17 protein-coding genes, 1 tRNA gene and 1 other RNA gene are annotated in these 19,863 nt (G+C 43.4%); 13 read left to right on the plus strand and 6 right to left on the minus strand.

Annotated features, from left to right (window positions below):
• Positions 1–147: 147 nt before the first annotated feature.
• Together JMY06_RS04565 and ligA are read left to right on the plus strand one after the other, a co-directional pair.
• The gene (locus JMY06_RS04565; protein ID WP_201616572.1) at positions 148–1,194 is read left to right on the plus strand and encodes a cell division protein ZipA C-terminal FtsZ-binding domain-containing protein; all 1,047 of its coding nucleotides are present in this window, start codon (positions 148–150) and stop codon (positions 1,192–1,194) included.
• 204 nt (positions 1,195–1,398) lie between these two features.
• On the plus strand, positions 1,399–3,555 hold the full coding sequence (gene ligA, locus JMY06_RS04570) for an NAD-dependent DNA ligase LigA (RefSeq protein ID WP_201616574.1): 2,157 nt from the start codon (positions 1,399–1,401) through the stop codon (positions 3,553–3,555).
• Positions 3,556–3,654: 99 nt separating this feature from the next.
• Here ligA and JMY06_RS04575 read toward each other — a convergent pair whose 3' ends face one another.
• From JMY06_RS04575 to JMY06_RS04595, 5 genes are all read right to left on the minus strand, one after another.
• The gene (locus JMY06_RS04575) at positions 3,655–4,503 is read right to left on the minus strand and encodes a hypothetical protein (protein ID WP_201526423.1); all 849 of its coding nucleotides are present in this window, start codon (positions 4,501–4,503) and stop codon (positions 3,655–3,657) included.
• A 161-nt stretch (positions 4,504–4,664) separates the two neighbouring features.
• Positions 4,665–5,237, minus strand: coding sequence for a hypothetical protein (locus tag JMY06_RS04580; RefSeq protein WP_201616581.1), 573 nt, complete (start codon positions 5,235–5,237; stop codon positions 4,665–4,667).
• A gap of 302 nt (positions 5,238–5,539) precedes the next feature.
• A complete protein-coding gene (locus JMY06_RS04585) occupies positions 5,540–5,944 on the minus strand; it encodes a hypothetical protein (RefSeq protein ID WP_201616584.1) in 405 nt (134 codons plus the stop codon).
• A gap of 256 nt (positions 5,945–6,200) precedes the next feature.
• Entirely contained in the window at positions 6,201–8,645 is a 2,445-nt protein-coding gene (locus JMY06_RS04590) for a YgiQ family radical SAM protein (protein WP_201616586.1), read from the minus strand.
• Between the two features lie 118 nt (positions 8,646–8,763).
• The gene (locus tag JMY06_RS04595) at positions 8,764–9,231 is read right to left on the minus strand and encodes an Lrp/AsnC family transcriptional regulator (RefSeq protein WP_201616588.1); all 468 of its coding nucleotides are present in this window, start codon (positions 9,229–9,231) and stop codon (positions 8,764–8,766) included.
• 331 nt (positions 9,232–9,562) lie between these two features.
• On the opposite strand from JMY06_RS04595, the gene rarD reads away from it, so the two are divergent.
• A complete protein-coding gene (rarD, locus tag JMY06_RS04600; RefSeq protein ID WP_201616590.1) occupies positions 9,563–10,573 on the plus strand; it encodes an EamA family transporter RarD in 1,011 nt (336 codons plus the stop codon).
• Between the two features lie 104 nt (positions 10,574–10,677).
• Here the strand turns inward: rarD and smpB are convergent, their stop codons facing one another.
• Complete coding sequence (gene smpB, locus JMY06_RS04605; protein ID WP_201616598.1) at positions 10,678–11,154, minus strand: SsrA-binding protein SmpB; 477 nt, start codon at positions 11,152–11,154, stop codon at positions 10,678–10,680.
• Positions 11,155–11,344: 190 nt separating this feature from the next.
• Here smpB and coaD point away from each other — a divergent pair, with 190 nt between their 5' ends.
• From coaD to recO, 10 genes are all read left to right on the plus strand, one after another.
• The gene (coaD, locus tag JMY06_RS04610) at positions 11,345–11,863 is read left to right on the plus strand and encodes a pantetheine-phosphate adenylyltransferase (protein WP_201530081.1); all 519 of its coding nucleotides are present in this window, start codon (positions 11,345–11,347) and stop codon (positions 11,861–11,863) included.
• A gap of 83 nt (positions 11,864–11,946) precedes the next feature.
• The gene (locus JMY06_RS04615; protein ID WP_147223809.1) at positions 11,947–12,195 is read left to right on the plus strand and encodes a YfhL family 4Fe-4S dicluster ferredoxin; all 249 of its coding nucleotides are present in this window, start codon (positions 11,947–11,949) and stop codon (positions 12,193–12,195) included.
• A gap of 300 nt (positions 12,196–12,495) precedes the next feature.
• Positions 12,496–12,862: RNase P RNA component class A (gene rnpB, locus JMY06_RS04620), an RNA gene on the plus strand.
• 191 nt (positions 12,863–13,053) lie between these two features.
• Positions 13,054–13,130: transfer RNA gene (locus JMY06_RS04625), tRNA-Met, on the plus strand.
• A gap of 410 nt (positions 13,131–13,540) precedes the next feature.
• The gene (gene lepA / locus JMY06_RS04630; RefSeq protein ID WP_201616600.1) at positions 13,541–15,337 is read left to right on the plus strand and encodes a translation elongation factor 4; all 1,797 of its coding nucleotides are present in this window, start codon (positions 13,541–13,543) and stop codon (positions 15,335–15,337) included.
• Between the two features lie 80 nt (positions 15,338–15,417).
• Positions 15,418–16,320, plus strand: coding sequence for a signal peptidase I (lepB, locus tag JMY06_RS04635; RefSeq protein ID WP_201616602.1), 903 nt, complete (start codon positions 15,418–15,420; stop codon positions 16,318–16,320).
• Between the two features lie 117 nt (positions 16,321–16,437).
• Positions 16,438–16,845, plus strand: coding sequence for a DUF4845 domain-containing protein (locus JMY06_RS04640; protein ID WP_227672166.1), 408 nt, complete (start codon positions 16,438–16,440; stop codon positions 16,843–16,845).
• 62 nt (positions 16,846–16,907) lie between these two features.
• Entirely contained in the window at positions 16,908–17,705 is a 798-nt protein-coding gene (gene rnc, locus JMY06_RS04645; protein ID WP_201527940.1) for a ribonuclease III, read from the plus strand.
• A gap of 55 nt (positions 17,706–17,760) precedes the next feature.
• A complete protein-coding gene (gene era / locus JMY06_RS04650; protein ID WP_201616610.1) occupies positions 17,761–18,915 on the plus strand; it encodes a GTPase Era in 1,155 nt (384 codons plus the stop codon).
• Positions 18,916–18,963: 48 nt separating this feature from the next.
• Positions 18,964–19,719, plus strand: a complete 756-nt coding sequence (gene recO, locus JMY06_RS04655) for a DNA repair protein RecO (protein ID WP_201616612.1) — start codon at positions 18,964–18,966, stop codon at positions 19,717–19,719.
• Positions 19,720–19,863: the final 144 nt, after the last annotated feature.

A 19,863-nucleotide genomic window follows, 5' to 3' on the forward strand; every position in this document is an offset into this window, starting at 1 on the left:
CAACTAAAAAAGATCACTCATATTGACTGTCATTAGCGCTGACGAAACAGTTACAATATGATGACGGCATGGTTCAGCCATGCTAGACTATTGCCATTTATTCCCTTTTGCGTCTCCCTTATTGTCATATATTAGGATGTATTTCTCATGACCGCTATTCAGTTTATATTGCTTGTCATTGCTGCGTTTATTGTGTTTGCAGGGCTGTTTGTGGTTATTCGTGGCTCAAAGCGTCGCCGAAACGCTGACGCTGTAGCGGTCAATTATGATAAGAATGGTATCCCAATTATTCCACGTCATGAGCGCAATATTGTCGATCAGCCCGACTTTGATGATACTGTCGCTGGCGAGACGACTATTGGCCCTAATCGTGATTATCTAAATGCGGTAATCGAAGATGAGCCCTTGACTCATACGCATACCAATATCGATGCGCAGCTGACCCAAAGTGGCGGTATGATCAGTGATGGGGTTAACGAAGTAGATGCTGCCGACTTTGCACGCTGGCAGGCTGAACAACAGCGTGAAGATAATGCCGAATTTGGGCAACTGACAAAAGAGCTGCGCGGCGATGCCCATAATGAATATGTACCCACTAATAACGAGCAAGCGCCTGACGCCTTCTCTAACCTGATGTCTGCTACTGACAATCTAATGCCCGTCATTGATACGGCAGAAGAGCCCAGCTTTAACGATAACAGTCCGATACTAGATCAACATCTGCTAGAGCCGGCTGACCAAGAACAAAATGGTCCACTCATTAATGCCAAAGACAATATTAATATTACTATTTTGCCGTATCAGGACCCCGACCGTCCGCCAAGGGTCATCCGTGGGCGCGACCTATTGACTTTAATTGATAAGTACGGCTTGCGCTTTGGCGCGATGAATATGTTTCACCGCTATGAGCAAAAAGACGGCACCGGCATCCTCTGGTTTAGTATGATGGGCATCACAGAAAATGGCATTGCGCCCTTTGATCCGCATAATGTGGCGACTAATACTTACAGCGGCTTGGTGGTATTCCTATCGCTGCCACACCCGCGCGCGCTAACGAGCTTCGATGGCATGATGAGCATCGCCTATATGATGGCCAATGACTTAGATGCCATAATGCTTGATGAAAATAACGATCCGATTACCTCTGAATATAGACAGCAACTGCGCAATCAAGTCCGTGATTATCAAGATTAAAACAGCAAGGTGAGAAAGATAAAAGATTGTAACCTTTTAAAAGTTACATTATTTGTTAATCTAAGAAGTATTAAGGTGGCTGAAAGGCGCAAATAACGACATGTGTCTTAGATTAACTATTACGTTATTTGCGCCAGCTATGCGTGCAAAATTACTATCAAACTTGTTATGATATCGGCATATTAAATAGCAAAGACGCCGACTATGACTGACCCCATTCTACCGCCTGATTCTCAACCAGCTAGCTTTCAAAGCCTTATCTCTCAAGAAATTAATTCTACACAAGCCACTTCGCAAAATATTGACCCATCAAATCTTAATTCTGCCACAACTACCGCGACATCTAACGATGCTATCATCGCGCAGATGCGCGTGCTTATCGATGCGCTCAAAACTCATAATAATGCCTATTACGTGCTCGATAATCCAGTTTTAGAAGACAACGAGTACGATCAGTTGCGGCTATCTTTAATTAAGATTGAAGAAGCTTATCCCGATTTAGTACAGCCGGATAGCCCAATTAATCAAGTCGGGGATGTGCCACTATCTGCATTTACGCAAGTAACTCATGACACACTGATGCTGTCCCTCGGCAATGTGTTCGAATACGATGATTTACGCGATTTTATGCGCCGGGTCAATGACCGTTTAAGTGTTGCTCAGCAGAATCCTGAATATGAGATGGAGTTGAAACTTGACGGGCTAGCGGTATCGCTTAAATATGAGCGCGGACAGTTTGTGCAAGCGGTGACACGCGGTGATGGGCAAACGGGCGAAGACATTACCCAAAATACTAAAACTATTCGCAATCTGCCGTTATGGCTTGCGGCTGCGGCGGATACTCCCCTATTAGAAGTGCGCGGTGAAGTCTTAATGCCCAAAGCTGGATTTGAGCGCCTTAATCGTCTTGCAGAAGAAAATGATAATAAAACCTTTGCTAATCCACGCAATGCGGCCGCTGGTAGTTTGCGCCAACTTGATCCAAGTGTAGCAGCCAGTCGTCCATTAGCATTTTATGCCTACTCAATCAATCAAGGGCTACCGGAAACTATCGATACACAATCCGCGGCCTTGGCTTGGATTAAAGATATCGGCTTTACCGTCAGTGCAGTTGAGATCGTACAAAACCCACGTGCCGCCCAAGCTTATTATGAGTCAGTGATTGAGCAACGTGGCGCATTGCCGTTTGAGATTGATGGGACGGTGATTAAGGTCAATAGCTTGGTGCTACAGCAACAATTGGGCTTTTTATCACGTGAACCGCGCTGGGCGACTGCCTATAAGTTCCCCGCTGAAACGGTCATGACGCGCTTGCAATCGATTGAATGGCAAGTCGGACGTACTGGACAAATCACTCCGGTCGGTAAGTTAGAACCGGTAAAAGTCGGCGGCGTTACCGTCAGTAATGTCACGCTACATAACTTCGGTGAGATTCAACGCTTAGACGTCCGCGCCGGTGATATGGTCAGTGTCCACCGCGCCGGTGATGTTATTCCTAAAGTTACGCGGGTTTGGCATGATCAACGTCCGGCTGATAGCGAGCCTGTCACTCTGCCACCTTGTTGTCCGGTATGCAATTCCCCCGTAGTTCTGCCCGAAGATGAAGCGCTAGCTCGCTGTACCGGTGGTCTATTTTGTCCCGCCCAGCAACAAGAAGCGTTGATTCATTTTGTCTCCCGCCGTGCGATGGATATCGATGGCTTAGGCGAGCGCTGGTTAATTGGTTTTTTTAATCATGGTCTGGTCAAGACGGTCGCTGATATTTATCAGTTGCATCAACACTACGAGGCACTGATTACCCTTGAGAAATTAGGCGAAAAATCGGTACAAAATATCATTACTGCCATTGAAGCCAGTAAACATACGACGTTAGCTCGCTTTATCTATGCGCTCGGTATTCGCGGAGTGGGTGAGACGACTGCCCAAAATCTCGCCCAGCAGTTTGGTGACCTTGATGTGCTCATGGCTGCCGACATCGAGGCGCTGCTACTAACGCCTGATGTGGGTACTATTACTGCTGAGCTGGCCTATAAATTCTTCCGGGCACCGCACAATATCGAGGTCATCACTGCGCTACGTGAAGCAGGTGTGCATTGGGATAAGGTGAAACAGAAAGTATCGGCTAATTTGCCGCTGGATGGGCAGACGTGGGTTATCACTGGTGCGCTGGCAAGTATGGCACGTGATGAGGCGAAGGCTAAACTGCAAGCATTGGGTGCAAAAGTATCCGGTAGTATCTCTGCTAAAACTACGGTGCTACTGGCAGGAGAAAAGGCGGGTTCGAAGATGGCTAAGGCGGAGAAGTTAGGGGTTAAGGTTGTAGGTGAGGAAGAGTTTTTGGCTTTGCTAGAAAACTCATAAGTTTGAATGGTAGGGTGGGTTAGCGGATGCGTAACCCACCTTATTATGTTTGTAGTTCTATTAAATGGCGTTGTAGTCAATTTCATCGTCTTCTTGTATCTATCTATATTCTTCAGGAATATAAACTGGTGAAACCTTATCCACATTTTTTTGAAACAAAGCAATTTTTCTCTTACTGGAAATGATTGGGAATTTTTCAATATCATTAGCTTTTACATTATCGTTTTCAACCACATTTTCAGAAATATAATTAATGTATTCTTGACTTGAGAAGCAGATTTTAAAAATATTTTTGTTCAACAGATCAGTTAACACTTCTGTATCATCTGAGCTTTTAATATGAATTAGTCTATTTCTAACATCTAAAAGCTCGATTAAATCTGACCAAAAATCCATTTGCTTAATTTGTGGCACTTTATATATATCTGTCACTACTAGGTTTATTTTTTCTTTCCATGATACATATCTTTCAACTTGTTCTTTATTGTAGACCTCGGTTTTTCTTGTAGTGCGTTTTTCCCATATAAAATCATGAGGGATTGATAAATTGATGAATGTCTCTAACGCAGTAAAACTGAATATGATAGCTTTTTGAGCATGTTCAATAAAGCTATAGATTTCTAATGTATGCCCTATTAATGATTCACCCGTAGATTCACTACTTAAATCTTGTTCAGAATATAGACTTTGAATTCTATTGTTCAGAGCTTTAACTTCCCTCAAAGCTTCATTTGCAATGTTAATTTGTAAAGCAACCATACTTGGAGTTAGAAACTTTACCCTATTTTTTTTAATATCTACTTCTTCAATGCTTCTAGAAAGAAATTTATAATCCTCAATATCATCTGGTACAAGTATCTTAGGAGGTAGAAATCTCATATCTAAGAGTTCGATGGAGTTCACATCAAATTTAGACAATAAAAACATCTTTTCATTTTTATTTTTCATATATTTATACTGACTTATATTATTAATATTAAATTCATATTACGTTTATTGTAATAGGTATATGGTGCACTTCACCTAGCGTACCTTACAATATAAATTATGCCAACCTATCTGCAAAGTCCTTTAAAAACTCATCAAAATATTACTCCAATTTTCCTAACCTAAGAACCCCCATGCTCCTCAACATCACCTTTCTTACCATCGGGTTTAATAACGATAGGCAAGATTAGCCCTTTAGCGAAGTCATCAGCGAGGATATAATCATAGCGGCTAGCACTGATATCAGGGGTAGTATGAATGATCAGCTCGACCTTGTCGCCATCGGTAAGCTCATGGGAGACGTAGCTGGTGCCAACCGCATCTAATGCCTTGGACAATGCTTCGTTACTGGCCATACCGACGGTGAGATTATGCTGGGCGCTGACATTGTCGATCTTGAAGTAGTCGGCGTAGGCGTGGACTGATTGGCTATCGAGTGCAAAGGGGTAATCATAGTTGGCAAGGGTGGCAGCGGTCTCATCGCTCGCTATGGCCGACCAGTCGATGGTGTTAGCCAATGCGCTATCTTTCGTAGCAGATATACCGTCTTTAGAGCTTTCGGGAGTCGTTGTTGTTGTTTGCTCAGTGACCTCTTTAGACGTGCTGTCGATAGTGTCCACGTTGTTATCGCAGCCAGTTAGCGCCCACACACTCGCCGCACTTATTATCAGTATCCCTATTAGGCGCTTTGCCATTGACGTGTCTCCCTGATGGTTATTTATCACCGTTACTATTGCGACAGCTTACATGGTTTTGACTCTATTTGAAGGGTATTCTGACAGCTTTTACAATCATTCTCTATCTAATTCCACAATGCTAGCATAGATTTTATAATGAGTGCTTTGACATAAAAAACGCGCACAAAAAAACAGCCATCATTTGATGACTGTTTTTATTTATACTTATAAAGACTGACTGTTTATATTGTCACTTTACTAATGGCCATTTTTATAATAATTAGTTTTATAATGGCTGTTTTTTTAATTAAAATAACGACTTATATTTGGCAGTTTACTTGGTATTCTTTACCGTCTTTCCATTTCATAGCAAGGATACCTCTATCGCCTTTCATGTGCCATGCGTAGGTAACTTCTGGGTTTGCGTCGTTCACATAGCTTGCCGTATCACCCGTAACGCCGCCATTTAAAAGAACGGATTGTTGGTTCCACTTGATTTTAGGCAAGGTAGCATTAAGCGTAACTTGTTCTTTATTAACAGACTGTTTTACTAAAACTTCGCCATCATCAGTACAAGCATAAGGGGCTGGCGCCATACGGTCATAGGCAACTTTAGTCACGCTTTCAGCTGCTTCATTTTTAGGCATAGTAGGGGCAGTGGTCGCACACGCGCTCAGTAAAGCAAGCGCTGGTAGGGCAGTAGCCATTTTAAGTAAAGTATTCATAAAGGTCTCCAAAAGTGTAAAAATTAAGTCTGTACCAGGTGTTATTAATGCGTCAAACGCATGACGTTCATGATAGCGAAAACCGAAGTTCAACAATGTTAGAAATTGTTGATGAGCTGTTAGCTTCGTTACTTAATTATTCACTAATGTAATTATTCAGTTAAGCTAAAAAAAGGCTGAATAAAAGCGTACAACAGCTTAAGGGTTGATGTACGCTATTTATGTGAGCTGATTTATCCTAGCTCATGGGCTTAGCTTACTTAGTTTTGCGTGGTGGCAGTCCCGTATGCTGGGTTTGGAAGTTGCCTTTGCTCACTTTTTTGCTATTTTTATTCGAGGTATTTTTTGTGGACGTAGACGCCGAGTTATTATTTTGGCGCTTAGCAGAATCGTTGCCCACGCGGCTGTTCTTTTTGCGTGCCGATTGATAGCTGTCCTGATTGGCATCGCGCCCTTCTAAACTGGCGTTAAAGGGTGGTATCAGACAGCCACGATTTTTACCGATAAGGTCGCCACGGCCCATGGATTTAAGCGCCTCACGCAATAATGCCCAGTTCTTTGGATCATGATAACGCAAGAATGCTTTATGCAATTTACGCTGCTTGCCGGATTTGACGATATCCATATCACCCCCAGTACGGTTAACCTTATGTAGCGGGTCTTTATGGGTATGATACATAGTCGTCGCGGTCGCCATCGGACTGGGATAAAAGGCCTGTACTTGGTCAGCACGGTAGCCATAGCTTTTGAGCCACAGCGCAAGGTTCATCATGTCTTCATCTTTAGTACCCGGATGGGCGGCGATAAAGTATGGGATAAGGTATTGTTCCTTACCCGCTTCTTGGCTGAACTGCTCAAACATCGCTTTAAATTTGTCGTATGAGCCCATGCCAGGCTTCATCATTTTTGACAGTACGTTTTCTTCTGAATGCTCAGGAGCGATTTTTAGATAGCCACCGACATGATAAGTGACCAGCTCTTTAACGTATTCAGGGTCTTTAACCGCCAAATCATAGCGCAGACCGGAGGCGATAAGGATTTTTTTCACGCCTTTAATATCACGTGCTTTACGGTATAGCTTGGTTAGATTGCTATGATCGGTAATCAGGTTTTCGCAAACGTCTGGATAAACGCAAGAAGGTTTGCGGCAATTCTTCTCGATGGTCTCATCTTTACAGCTGAGGCGATACATATTCGCCGTTGGGCCACCAAGGTCAGAGATGACGCCAGTGAAGCTAGGCGCGGTATCACGAATGGCTTCAACTTCACGCAAAATAGATTCTTCAGAGCGGTTTTGAATAATGCGTCCTTCGTGCTCAGTAATTGAGCAAAAAGTACAGCCACCAAAACAGCCGCGCATGATATTGACCGAAAATTTAATCATGTCATAAGCAGGGATACGCGCATCGCCGTAGCTTGGATGCGGCAGACGTGCATAAGGCAAGTCAAATACATAATCCATTTCTTCCGTTGATAGCGGAATCGGTGGCGGATTGAGCCAGACGTCAATTGAGCTAAATGAGTTACCGGCGCCGCTGGTATGACGTTGGACTAAGGCACGGGCATTACCGGGATTGGTCTCAAGGTGTAAGATGCGGCTGGCATGAGCATATAATACGGGATCAGACTTAACGTGTTCATAGTCGGGCAAACGAATCACAGTTTTTTCGCGCGCGGGCATTTTTAGCTTATGTTTAAGAGCAGTTTTGGGCTTGTCCGTCTTAGTATTATCAAAGCCGCGCAGCTGCACGATTTGCGTATCTTCATCGACTTGCTCAGCATTGATGACTTTATTGGTCACTTGCTCAGCGACAAAACCTTGATACTGTGCCGAAAAGGATTGTCCGAGCGGCGAGTTGGTAGGCTTGTCTTGTTCGATTGAGCACTGGTCAACGTCTTCGGTCATCACATAAGGATTAATAATCGGGTCAACGCGGCCGGCGGTATCGACGTCATTACTGGCGACTTCGGTCATATCTGCTTGCCAATGGCGACGCGTCGGTGTCAGTAAATAGGCGGCTCCGCGTAGCTTACTCATTTGCTCAAAGCTATAGCCTTTTGATAGACCATGCACCACATCGATAATGGCGCGTTCGGCATTACCATACAATAAAACATCAGCGCGTGCATCGAGCAAGATACTGCGGCGAACTTTATCTGACCAATAATCATAATGAGCGATACGGCGTAAGCTGCCTTCGATACCACCTAAAATAATAGGCACATCGGGATAAGCTTCACGGCAGCGCTGGCTATAGACGATAGCAGCGCGGTCAGGACGTTTGTCCGCCACGTTACCTGGTGAATAAGCATCATCGCTACGAATTTTACGGTCAGCGGTGTAGCGGTTAATCATGCTGTCCATGTTGCCAGCAGTCACGCCGTAAGCATAAACCGGCTTACCGAGCTCCATAAAGGCGTCTTTGCTTCTCCAATCTGGCTGGGCAATGATACCAACGCGAAAGCCTTGGGCTTCCAATAAACGCCCAATAATTGCCATACCGAAGCTGGGATGATCGACATAAGCGTCGCCGGATATGATAATCACATCGCACGCATCCCAACCTAACGCATCCATTTCAGCGCGGCTCATCGGTAGATACGGCGCAGGCTCATAACAGCTGGCCCAATGTTTATCGTAATCGTAAAGAGGCTTAGTGCCTTGTTTAAAGGCGGTGCGGGCGATGGTATCGGCAGACATGGGCGGACCTGTTGGCTAAGAATTTGGCTATTAATATCAGCTAAGCGTATAGCTGCTTAAAACCGCTCATCTTAACATGAATTAACTTCAGCTAGCGATAAGTTATTGATAGCGTGAGTTAATCCAGCATAATTTTTGTACCACTTTTGGTAAAGTTCATCACAAACTGACTTTTAAAATTGCGCACATTATTCTCGTAAGTCAGCGTGCTGCGAGTAAATTGATGATAATCAGTCATATTCTTAGCACTGACCATTATCATAAAATCAACGTCGCCAGAGACTTCATAGCAGCTCATCACTTGCGGCTGCGCATTCATTAGACGCTCAAATCGATGCTGCATTGAGGTATTAGAGCGTTCCATTTCTATCATTACCACTGCCGTCAGCCCATAGCCCACCTTGTTAGGATTAACGATAGCCACTTGCTTGGTAATCACGCCATTATCTATCAGCGCTTGAATTCGGCGCTGAGCAGTAGCGATAGACACATGAACATGTTCAGCAACAGTTTTTAGCGGTAGCGTCGCATCGTCTTGCAGTAAATTCAAAATGGCTTTATCGGTCTCATCCAAAATCTGGTTCATGGGTATATGGTCTCTTGAACGCCTGAATTAACAAAATAGGTATCATAAGAAAAAACGAAATATCTAATATAGATTTATGACTATTATCACTATATAGTCAAATTCAAGAAATTGTTTATATAAAAATCATAATTGTGATAAATAAAACCAAAAATATGGATATATAAAGATAATATTGCACCCAGACTCTATAAACTAAATATTATCAATAAGAAGCTATCTGTCAGTCAATAAGCCGCCAAGAATTAAACTGTTCATAATTAAAAATTAAAGCGGAACAAAAAAAGAGACATACCTTTTTTACCCTTTACCTAATTTTATGGTGTTCTGAATGTCGACCTCAACTTTATCCAATACGCTTGCATCCACCTTGTCACGGATACCCTTGCCAGCGGTTTGGACATCGGGTAGTGCGCAGCAACGCACCTTAATGTTAGGCGTTATGCTGGCGATATTGTCCAACGTCTTGTTTGGTGTACTTTATGCGTACAGTAGCTTTTTGGCCCCATTATCAGGCACGCAAGTATTCATCTGGCGGATGCTGGCGATGTGGGTGGCGCTGTTTGGATATTTGTTGATCAGTGGTCAACTGGGCTTTCATATTGACAAACTGCGCACGCTGGGTTCAGTTAAGCAATGGGCATGGTTATTATTACCAACGCCGATATTTCTCAGTCAGTTTTGGTTATTTATGTGGGCACCCGTCAATGGTCAAGGCGTGCAAACAGCGATGGGTTATTTTTTATTCCCACTCATGATGGTGGTGTTCGGTTGCGTCTTATTCGGTGAAAAGCTCAGCCGTTTGCAATGGTTAGCCGTTGCGTTTGCCGCGTTAGGTGTGGGTAGTGAAATTGTGCGCACCCAAAGTGTATCTTGGGCGACCTTATGGGTATGTGGTACTTATCCGCTGTATTATATTTTACGTCGCCTGCAAGGGATTGGTGCGCTGACCGGACTGCTCGTTGATTTGACTATTTTTGCGCCATTTGCGTTGGCTTATCTATTCTTCTTAGCACCCAGTAGCTTAACTCTGGTATCAGGGTCGGGATTTTTTCTCGCTATGCTGGCAGGCTTAGGTATTCTGAGTGTGCTGGCGATGAAAACCAACGTTGATGCCAGTCAAATGTTACCGGTTAACGTTTATGGCATGATGAGTTATTTAGAACCTGCGCTATTGTTTATCTTAGCGGTGACAATATTGGGCAATCCGTTTGAATCGGCAATGATATATAGCTATGGTTTAATCTGGGTAGGTATTGTTTTCCTAATTGCTCATGGCGTTCGCCAATTACAACGTGCTCGTCGTAACACACGAGCTATAATAAATGAGGAAGCCGTTTAACTCAATATAAAACAGTAAAATAAAAAGCGGTTGATTCAGCCAAAAATTCAGCTAAATCATCCACTTTTTAATAAACTAATTCGTTTTCTTTTAAATCAAAATGTTTAGTCTAAATGCTGCTTAAAGCCACGCTGTTTGTCACGTTCCCAATCACGGTCTTTTAAGGTCTTGCGTTTATCATGCTGTTTTTTACCTAATGCTAGCCCAATTTGGCATTTAACTAGGGAATTCTTCCAATAACAAGATAACGGTACGCAGGAATAGCCCTTTTGATTGACCGACCCAAATAGCTTTTCGATTTCGCGGCGATTGAGTAGCAGCTTACGAGTACGAATGCTATCAGGGTCGACGTGCGTTGAGCTACTGAGTAGCGGCTGAATATGCGAGCCGAAAAGAAAAGCTTCCCCATTACGGAAAATGACATAGGCTTCAGTAATCGTCATTTTACCGGAACGAATGGCTTTGACTTCCCAACCTTGTAGTACCAATCCTGCCTCAAAGGTTTCTTCAATAAAGTACTCGTGCCGCGCCTTTTTATTGGCACAAATTTGATTTGCGGGTTTTCTTGATTTTTTTGACATGGTGTCCTCGTCTATAATTCCTCATCCTAATTGTTTATCTTTTATTAAGGATGAGTCGAACCGACTATTGTAACAAAGCATCCAGTGCAAATGTAGGTAGGCTGTTATAACAAATGTAGCAGATAAGTGTCAAATTTAGACAAAATTTGCTAGCATATGCAATAACATTACCGACGACATTAGCCCTGCTATGAGCCTTTCTACAACTTCCTCTCGTTTACATACCAAAGTTTTATACCCTGGCACTTTTGACCCGATTACTAATGGTCATGTTGATTTAGTCACGCGTGCAGTAAAACTGTTCGACGAAGTTGTTATTGCCGTTGCCTTAGGGCATCATAAAAAGCCTTTATTTGACTTTGAGGAGCGCGTAGCATTGGTTGAGACCGTATTCGCTGACTTACCGCAAGTATCGGTGGTCGGCTTCGAAGGTCTACTGGTTGATTTTATGCGTGAAAAGAATGCGACCGCTGTATTGCGTGGTCTGCGTGCAATGTCGGACTTTGAATATGAGTTTCAGTTGGCCAACATGAACCGCGAGCTTGATGAAAACTTTGAAGCGGTATTTCTAACCCCCTCACAGAATTACTCATTTATCTCATCGACTATGATTCGCGAAATCGCCAAACTTGGCGGTGATGTCACTAAATTTGTCCCAGCTTGTGTCGCGCAAGCCTTTACGCAAAAGCTGACGACAAAAGATAGCTAAGCGTTTAATTACTCAGCATGGATAAATAGGCTAAATATATGCCCGTATTATATCCGCTGACCCTAAAAAATAAGGAGCAGTTCATGGCGCTATTAATCACGGATGAATGCATCAATTGTGATGTGTGCGAGCCTGCCTGCCCGAATGATGCCATCTCTGAGGGCGACGATATTTATGTGATCGACCCTGATCTCTGTACCGAATGTATCGGGCATTTTGATGAACCTCAATGCGTGGTGATTTGTCCGGTTGATTGTATCCCTCATGACCCTAATCATGTCGAAACCGAAAGCGATTTGATGTCAAAATACAAACGTATTACTGGTCAATAGTTCACTATTAAGCTTTACTATTAAACATAGTTGCTAAAGATGACTACTCATATCTAAAAAACGATCCATTCTAATACTATCGCCAAAAAAAAGCTAACTAGCGGGATGATTGCAAGCACTAGTCCTTTTAAAATACCCATAAAAGATAGTCATTTCATTTTGCTCCATGATTTTATTTAACCTGGCTCTCTAATAAGCTTTTGCACTTGACTGATTGAAATAGGCCGAATAAATTTAATCAATGCAAATAAGCTAAAAAGACCTTCCCCAGCCGCTATTAGTTTTGCTATACTAGCGCGCTTGGTAGACTAGGCAATCGCCGCTGCACACTGGCAACAGACTGAGCAGGGGAGGAAAGTCCGGGCTACATAGGGCAGCGTGCCAGCTAACGGCTGGGCAGGGTAACTTGACGACAAGTGCAGCAGAGAGTAGACCGCCTTTGGCATCATAGATGTCATCGGTAAGGGTGAAAGGGTGCGGTAAGAGCGCACCGCGTGGCTGGCAACAGTTCACGGCATGGTAAACTCCACGCGTAGCAAGACCAAATAGGCATCGGCATGGCGCGGCCCGCGTTCGATGCGGGTAGGTTGCTTGAGCGTATTAGCGATGATACGCCTAGAGGAATGATTGTCCACGACAGAACCCGGCTTATCGGTTTACCAAACCTTTTATAGTTTAATTTACAAGATTTCAAGTTATAATATTTTAAGCTTCAAGACTTAAGCGTTAAAACAGTAATGATTGTTCATTGTTTTAACAAATGGATTTATTTTTAATAAAAAACCATTTATTTGCAAAAAAATTCTGCTTAAGGGTTGACGTCTGTCTCCTGCTTCGGCATAATACCGAGCCTTAAATGGCGATGTAGCTCAGCTGGTTAGAGCGCATGACTCATAATCGTGAGGTCAAGAGTTCAAGTCTCTTCATCGCCACCATTTATTGTTAGTTATTGAAAATACAGTTGCTCAAATTTAAAATTCCAATCCTCTGTGATTGGTTTTTTTTTGCCTATTAAATAATGAGCTCTCTAAAACTTTCTCATCGGTTTTAATCTATCCCCTTCTTCTTCATATAACTGAAAGCCAAGGCGTCTTCATTAATAAGCCAAGTTATCTTCATCTATAAATCAAAAGCTTGCTGACGAAATCACCTTACTTTACAGCAGAAAACTGCTAGAATACCTGCACATGCCTGCGTGCGTTGCTGAGCGTTATCCGCGCTTTTTGGTGATGGTTTGCTGACAGGCATCGCTGATTATTGTTTTGAAGATTAATACTGTTAAAAACATTGTTAAATTACTGTTTTAATTATCACTATCCCATTCCTTTTATTTAGTAGGCGCTTTGTGACTGCATTAGCCAATATTCGTAACTTTTCTATTATTGCCCACATTGATCATGGTAAATCGACCCTTGCCGATCGTTTTATTCAAATGTGCGGCGCGCTGCAAGATCGCGAGATGCAGGCGCAAGTACTCGATTCCATGGATATCGAGCGCGAGCGTGGCATCACTATTAAAGCGCAGTCGGTGACGCTGTATTATGATCATCCTAATGGAGAACGCTATCAGCTGAACTTTATTGATACGCCAGGGCACGTCGATTTCTCTTATGAGGTTTCGCGTTCATTAGCGGCTTGTGAAGGTGCGCTATTAGTGGTCGATGCCGCGCAAGGGGTAGAAGCGCAATCGGTGGCCAACTGTTATACGGCGGTCGATCAAGGCTTAGAAGTGATGGCAGTTCTTAATAAGATTGACTTGCCACAAGTAGAGCCTGAGCGTGTCATTCAGGAAATTGAAGACATTATCGGCATCGAAGCGATTGATGCCCCGCGCGTGTCAGCCAAGTCCGGTCTGGGTGTCGATCATCTGCTCGAAGCGTTAGTGGAATTTATCCCAGCGCCGACAGGCGACCGTGAAGCGCCATTACAAGCATTAATCATCGACTCATGGTTTGATAACTATCTGGGCGTAGTCTCATTAGTGCGCGTGCGTGAAGGTACTATACGTAAAGGTGACAAACTTTATATCAAATCAACCAAAGAGGCGCATCTGGTAGGCTCGATTGGTGTTTTTACACCGAAGCCTTTAGATACGGGTATTTTGCAAGCTGGTGAAGTTGGCTTTATCATCGCTGGTATTAAAGATATTGCCGGTGCACCCGTAGGCGATACCATTACTCATGCCAGTACGCCTGACGTTGAGCGTATCCCTGGGTTTAAGCAAGTCACCCCGCAGGTATATTCGGGTATGTTCCCCGTTGAGTCTACTGACTTTGAAAAGTTTCGTGAGGCGCTACAAAAATTACAAATTAATGATGCCTCATTATTCTTTGAGCCCGACACCTCAGATGCGCTCGGTTTTGGTTTCCGCTGCGGCTTTTTAGGTATGCTGCATATGGAGATTATCCAAGAACGCCTAGAACGTGAATATGACTTGGATTTAATCTCTACGGCACCTTCAGTGATTTATGAGATTGTAAAGAAAGACGGCGAGATTATTTATGTTGATAATCCATCAAAACTGCCTGAACCTAATAATATTGAAGAGTTTCGTGAGCCCATAGCCCGCTGCCAGATTTTAGTACCACAAGATTACTTGGGCAACGTCATGACCCTATGTATTGAGCGCCGCGGTGTACAAGTCGATATGCGCTTTATGGGCAGACAAGTTCAGCTGATATTTGATATTCCGATGGGCGAGGTGGTGATGGATTTTTTCGACCGTCTAAAATCAGTCTCACGTGGATTCGCCTCGCTCGATTACAACTTTGAGCGTTATCAAGTGGATAAATTGGTTAAAGTTGACGTGCTGATTAACGGTGAGAAGGTCGATGCCTTAGCCATGATTGTGCACGAAGATCAATCTCGTTACCGTGGTAATGCGCTGGTTGGTAAGATGAAAGAGTTGATTCCACGTCAGATGTTTGATGTGGCGATTCAAGCCGCTATCGGTAGTCAAATCATCGGTCGTAGTACGGTTAAAGCCATGCGTAAAGACGTATTAGCCAAGTGTTACGGTGGCGATATCTCCCGTAAGAAAAAGCTATTGTCTAAGCAAAAAGCCGGTAAAAAGCGCATGAAGCAAGTCGGTAACGTAGAGATTCCACAAGAAGCGTTCTTAGCGGTATTGCAGGTAGACTAGAGTATTAATAAATAGAATGTTATTGCCAGTCTTATGAATCTAGATAGTCGGATAAGCAGCTCGTTAATAGGCAATTGAGTATGGATTTTGATTTTAATTTAATTTTAGTGCCATTAACTTTAGCCCTAGGTATTATTTGGCTATTAGATAAGCTGACACTTAAACAGCGCAAAACGCGTGGTCGTGGTAAAGAAAGCTTGCTAGTACGCTGGGCCTATGACTTTTTCCCAGTGTTAGCAGTGGTGCTTATTGTGCGCTCATTTTTGATTGAGCCCTTTAATATCCCCTCATCCTCTATGGTGCCGACTTTATATACCGGCGATTTTATTGCCGTAAATAAATACGCTTATGGGGTACGCTTGCCACTTACCTATAACAAGTTATTAGATACCGGTAAGCCGGAACATGGCGATGTGATGGTGTTTCGCTATCCTGAAAATCCAAGCATTTATTATATTAAGCGCGTCATTGGCTTGCCTGGTGATACCGTCAGCTATAGCCAAGGCCAGCTTGCTATTAATGATAAGCCAGTAGATACCAAAGCGGTTACTTTTGATGCAAATCCTGAGCTGACTTCGCAGTTGTATGGTGCTGGACAAGTGGCACCAGGGCAAGTGCTAACGGATGCTGAGGCAGTACAAATGGGCCAGCAAGAAGAAGATTACGCACAGTATTTTCAAGAAACTCAGGGCGAGCATGAGCACAGAGTTCGGTATCTAAATGGCATGAACAGTTCGCAATATGCGCCATTCTTGCAGCAGCAAGCGCCAGAAGTGGTTAGCTCCGAGGGTACTGAGTGGCGCATTAGTGTGCCTGAAGGTCAGTATTTTGTGATGGGTGATAACCGCGACCGCAGTGCTGACGGCCGTTTTTGGGGCTTTGTCCCTGATGATAACTTAGCCGGTAAAGCGGTATATATTTGGATGCATAAGCCGCCTGGTCTGAATTTACCGACCTTTGGGCGTAATGGTTCTATTGATTAGCTGTTGTGCTAATATTAGTGATAGCGCGGCGGCTATGATGTGATGTAGTCTGATGTTATAAAGTGGTGACTGTTCAAATAGAATGCTTAGCCCATTGAGTTATCAGGAACCGTCATAATGCAGCAGTTAACGAGTTTGTCGTCACAACGCGGTGCTAGCGCGACCAGTATCGCCTTGCTGCTGATCGTTATCGTCGTTGCTGGTAAGCTGCTCATCGCGATTGTGCCGGCTCAAATTGGTGACTACCAGTTAACCAAAACCTTAAGTGCTCAGCTCGAAGAAGCCAATAACAGCAACGAGTCGGCAAAGAATTTCGTTGAGCGCGTCAACCGTCAGCTGTCTATCAATGCTGACTATGATACTAGCGCCGAAGAAGTATTCACTTTTACCAACAAAAAAGCGGGTCAACTGGCTATTCATAAAAAATATGAAAAGACCAAAAATTTTTTTGGTAACGTTGATATTGTTAGTCGCTTTGAAGGTGATATCAAACAAGGTGACGCCAAGTCTTCTGCAAAAAAATAAAGCGCTCTTAACCTTTTCTTCCATCCCATTAGTAATACCAACAGGATAACCAACAGCGCCGCATGAAATCAACTTCACAACAGCCCCAAACGATACCTACTCGCAAAAAAAATAGTGCAGCTGAGGACACTCTTCTTGTCAGCTCGGAATTTATCCAACACTTAGCAGTGTTGACGCGCAAGTTAGGCTATGAGTTTAAAGATTTGAGTTTACCGAAGTTGGCGCTTACCCATCGCTCATTTGATAGTAAAAAAAACTACGAGCGCTTAGAGTTTTTAGGGGACGCATTGCTTGGCATGATTGTCGGCGAGGCCTTATATCATCGTTATCCTACCCAAAATGAAGGACGCTTAACGCGTATGCGCGCAACGTTAGTTCGTCAAGAGTCGCTGGTGACGATTGCCCAAAATTTAGAGTTGTCTAATCATCTGATTTTAGGTATTGGTGAGCGTAAAGGTGGCGGGCGTAATCGTGCCTCTATATTAGCGGATGCGGTTGAATCCCTGCTAGGCGCTATCTATTTAGATTGTAAAGATATGGACGTTACGCGCGACTGTGTATTGGCGTGGTATGGCGATTTAATTGACAATGTGAGTGAGCAAAAAGCTCTCAAAGATGCCAAAAGCCGTCTGCAAGAATGGCTGCAATCTAAGCAATTTGATCTGCCCCATTATGAGCTGGTAGAAACGCGTGGTAATGCTCCTTATCAAATTTTTGTGGTGCGCTGTGAGGTTAATATTATGAATTGCCCTAATATTACCGAATCGGGTGAAAGCCGACGTATCGCTGAGCAAAAAGCTGCAGAATTGATGATCAATCAGCTGCATAAGCTTCCAAATTCACTTAAAAAACCCGTATAGATTTAGTTTGATAAATACTTATAAGTACTATTATAAAAACCCACAGGATTCCCCTATGAGCAATCGTACTGACCTGCCATCCAACCACGAAGATAATACTGACAATATGAATGAAAATAAAAACGAAAGCTCCATCAAGAACCCTATTAGAAGTATCAATGATAATCTAAAATCTGTGCAAGACGATAGTAGTGATGAGCTTAATGATACCGATAGCACTGATGACAGTACTGTTGAAAACGACAATGCTATTGAAGATTTCTTTGCACCGAGTGCTAACGTACGTATGGCTGATGACTTTAAAACCGGTTATGTGGCGATTGTTGGGCGTCCAAATGTGGGCAAGTCTACCTTAATGAACCATTTGCTCGGTCAGAAGCTCTCCATCACCTCGCGCAAACCACAAACCACTCGCCACCGCATTCATGGTATTTTATCTAACGATGAGATGCAGGCAGTATTTGTTGATACGCCCGGTATTCATCGTAATGAAGTTCGTGCCATCAATGAGCGCATGAACAAAGCGGCAGTCTCAGCATTAGTTGATGTTGATTTAGTGTTATTCGTAGTAGATTCAGACCAGTGGCGCGATGATGACTTACTAGTACTGCAAAAGTTAGGCGATACCAATCTAACTGTAGTGCTGGTTATTAATAAAGCCGATACCCTAAAAGACAAAGGCACGTTATTACCGCTAATTGAGACCTTTAGTGATAGCTTTGATTTTGCTGATATCGTACCGGTTTCGGCGTTAAAAAATCAAAACCTTGACCGCTTGCAAGAAGTGATTGCCTCACATCTACCTATTGCTGAACCTATCTATGATACGGAACAAATCACCGATCGTTCTGAGCGCTTTTTGGCCAGTGAAATTATTCGCGAAAAGATTATGCGTAGTGCTGGTGATGAAGTGCCTTATGATTTGACAGTTCAAATTGATGGTTTTAAAGATGAGGCGGCGCACACTGACCCTAAGACAGGTCGTCCACGTAAAGCTTGTACTTTTATTGATGCGACCATCTATGTCGAGCGTAATGGTCAAAAAGCCATCGTTATCGGTGACAAAGGTCAACGTATCAAGCAAGTGGGTACGGATGCCCGCAAAGACATGGAGCAGCTATTTGACAAAAAAGTCATGCTTACTTTATGGGTGAAAGTCAAACGCGGTTGGTCTGATGATGAACGTGCTTTGACTAGTTTAGGTTACTAATTGATTTTATATCTGGGATATTAAAAGCCAGTGCTGAGGTAATATATTATGCGTAATGAGGCGTTAGTCGGTTACCTATTACATCAGCGTTCTTACCAAGAAAAGCGTGCGCTGTATTATTTGTTTTCCGAGCAGCATGGGGTGATACATGGTATTGGCAAAAAAGGCGCACCGCTATTTGAGCCATTACAACTGTTTGCAACCGGCAAGCGCGATTTAAAAACCTTCAGCCAAATCAATGTAGTGCCATTGGAACTCGATTCTGAGAGCGCTGAGCTGCCACAAAGCTACGAGCCCCAACGTTATCAGCAGATTAGGGGCCAACAACAGTATGCAGCATTATATCTTAACGAGATCCTGTGGAAACTACTGCCTACCGAAGACCCTATGCCAGTACTGTGGCAACATTACCAAGATAGCTTACTTCAGCTTAAGCAGCCATTAACTGCGTTAGAGTTGCGCCTGTGTTTACGGCAGTTTGAGCAGCATTTATTTGAGCAGTTAGGCTTTGCCATCTCTTTAGCCCACGATAGTAGTCTCGTCGATATTGATGCTGGTTGTACTTATCGATTTTTACCTGATGTCGGCTTAGTGTCAATTGTGTCAGCCGATGATATAGTGAACGCTACTGTGCAGACGGTATTTAAGGGTAGTGAGTTAGTGGCAATGGCGCGACTGGGTATTACTGAAGTAACGCTTGGAGCTTGGTCACGTTTGTATCGACACTTGATTGACCATTTGCTTGATTATCAACCGTTACAAAGTCGTCTACTTTGGCAGCAGCAGCAGCGTTATCAATCATAGCTCTTTATTTAGTTTGGTTTATCTGGCTTAAGTTACCAGGTTCGAATTATCTAGTTTATGTTATTTAATCTATGTTATCTAGCTCAATTTGGGTTTGCTCAAACCTAAGAGTGTCTAGTTGTATGCCAATTACTAGCATGTCAA

The sequence above is a fragment of the Psychrobacter urativorans genome (assembly GCF_904846675.1).
GTDB classification, from domain to species: Bacteria; Pseudomonadota; Gammaproteobacteria; order Pseudomonadales; family Moraxellaceae; genus Psychrobacter; species Psychrobacter urativorans_B.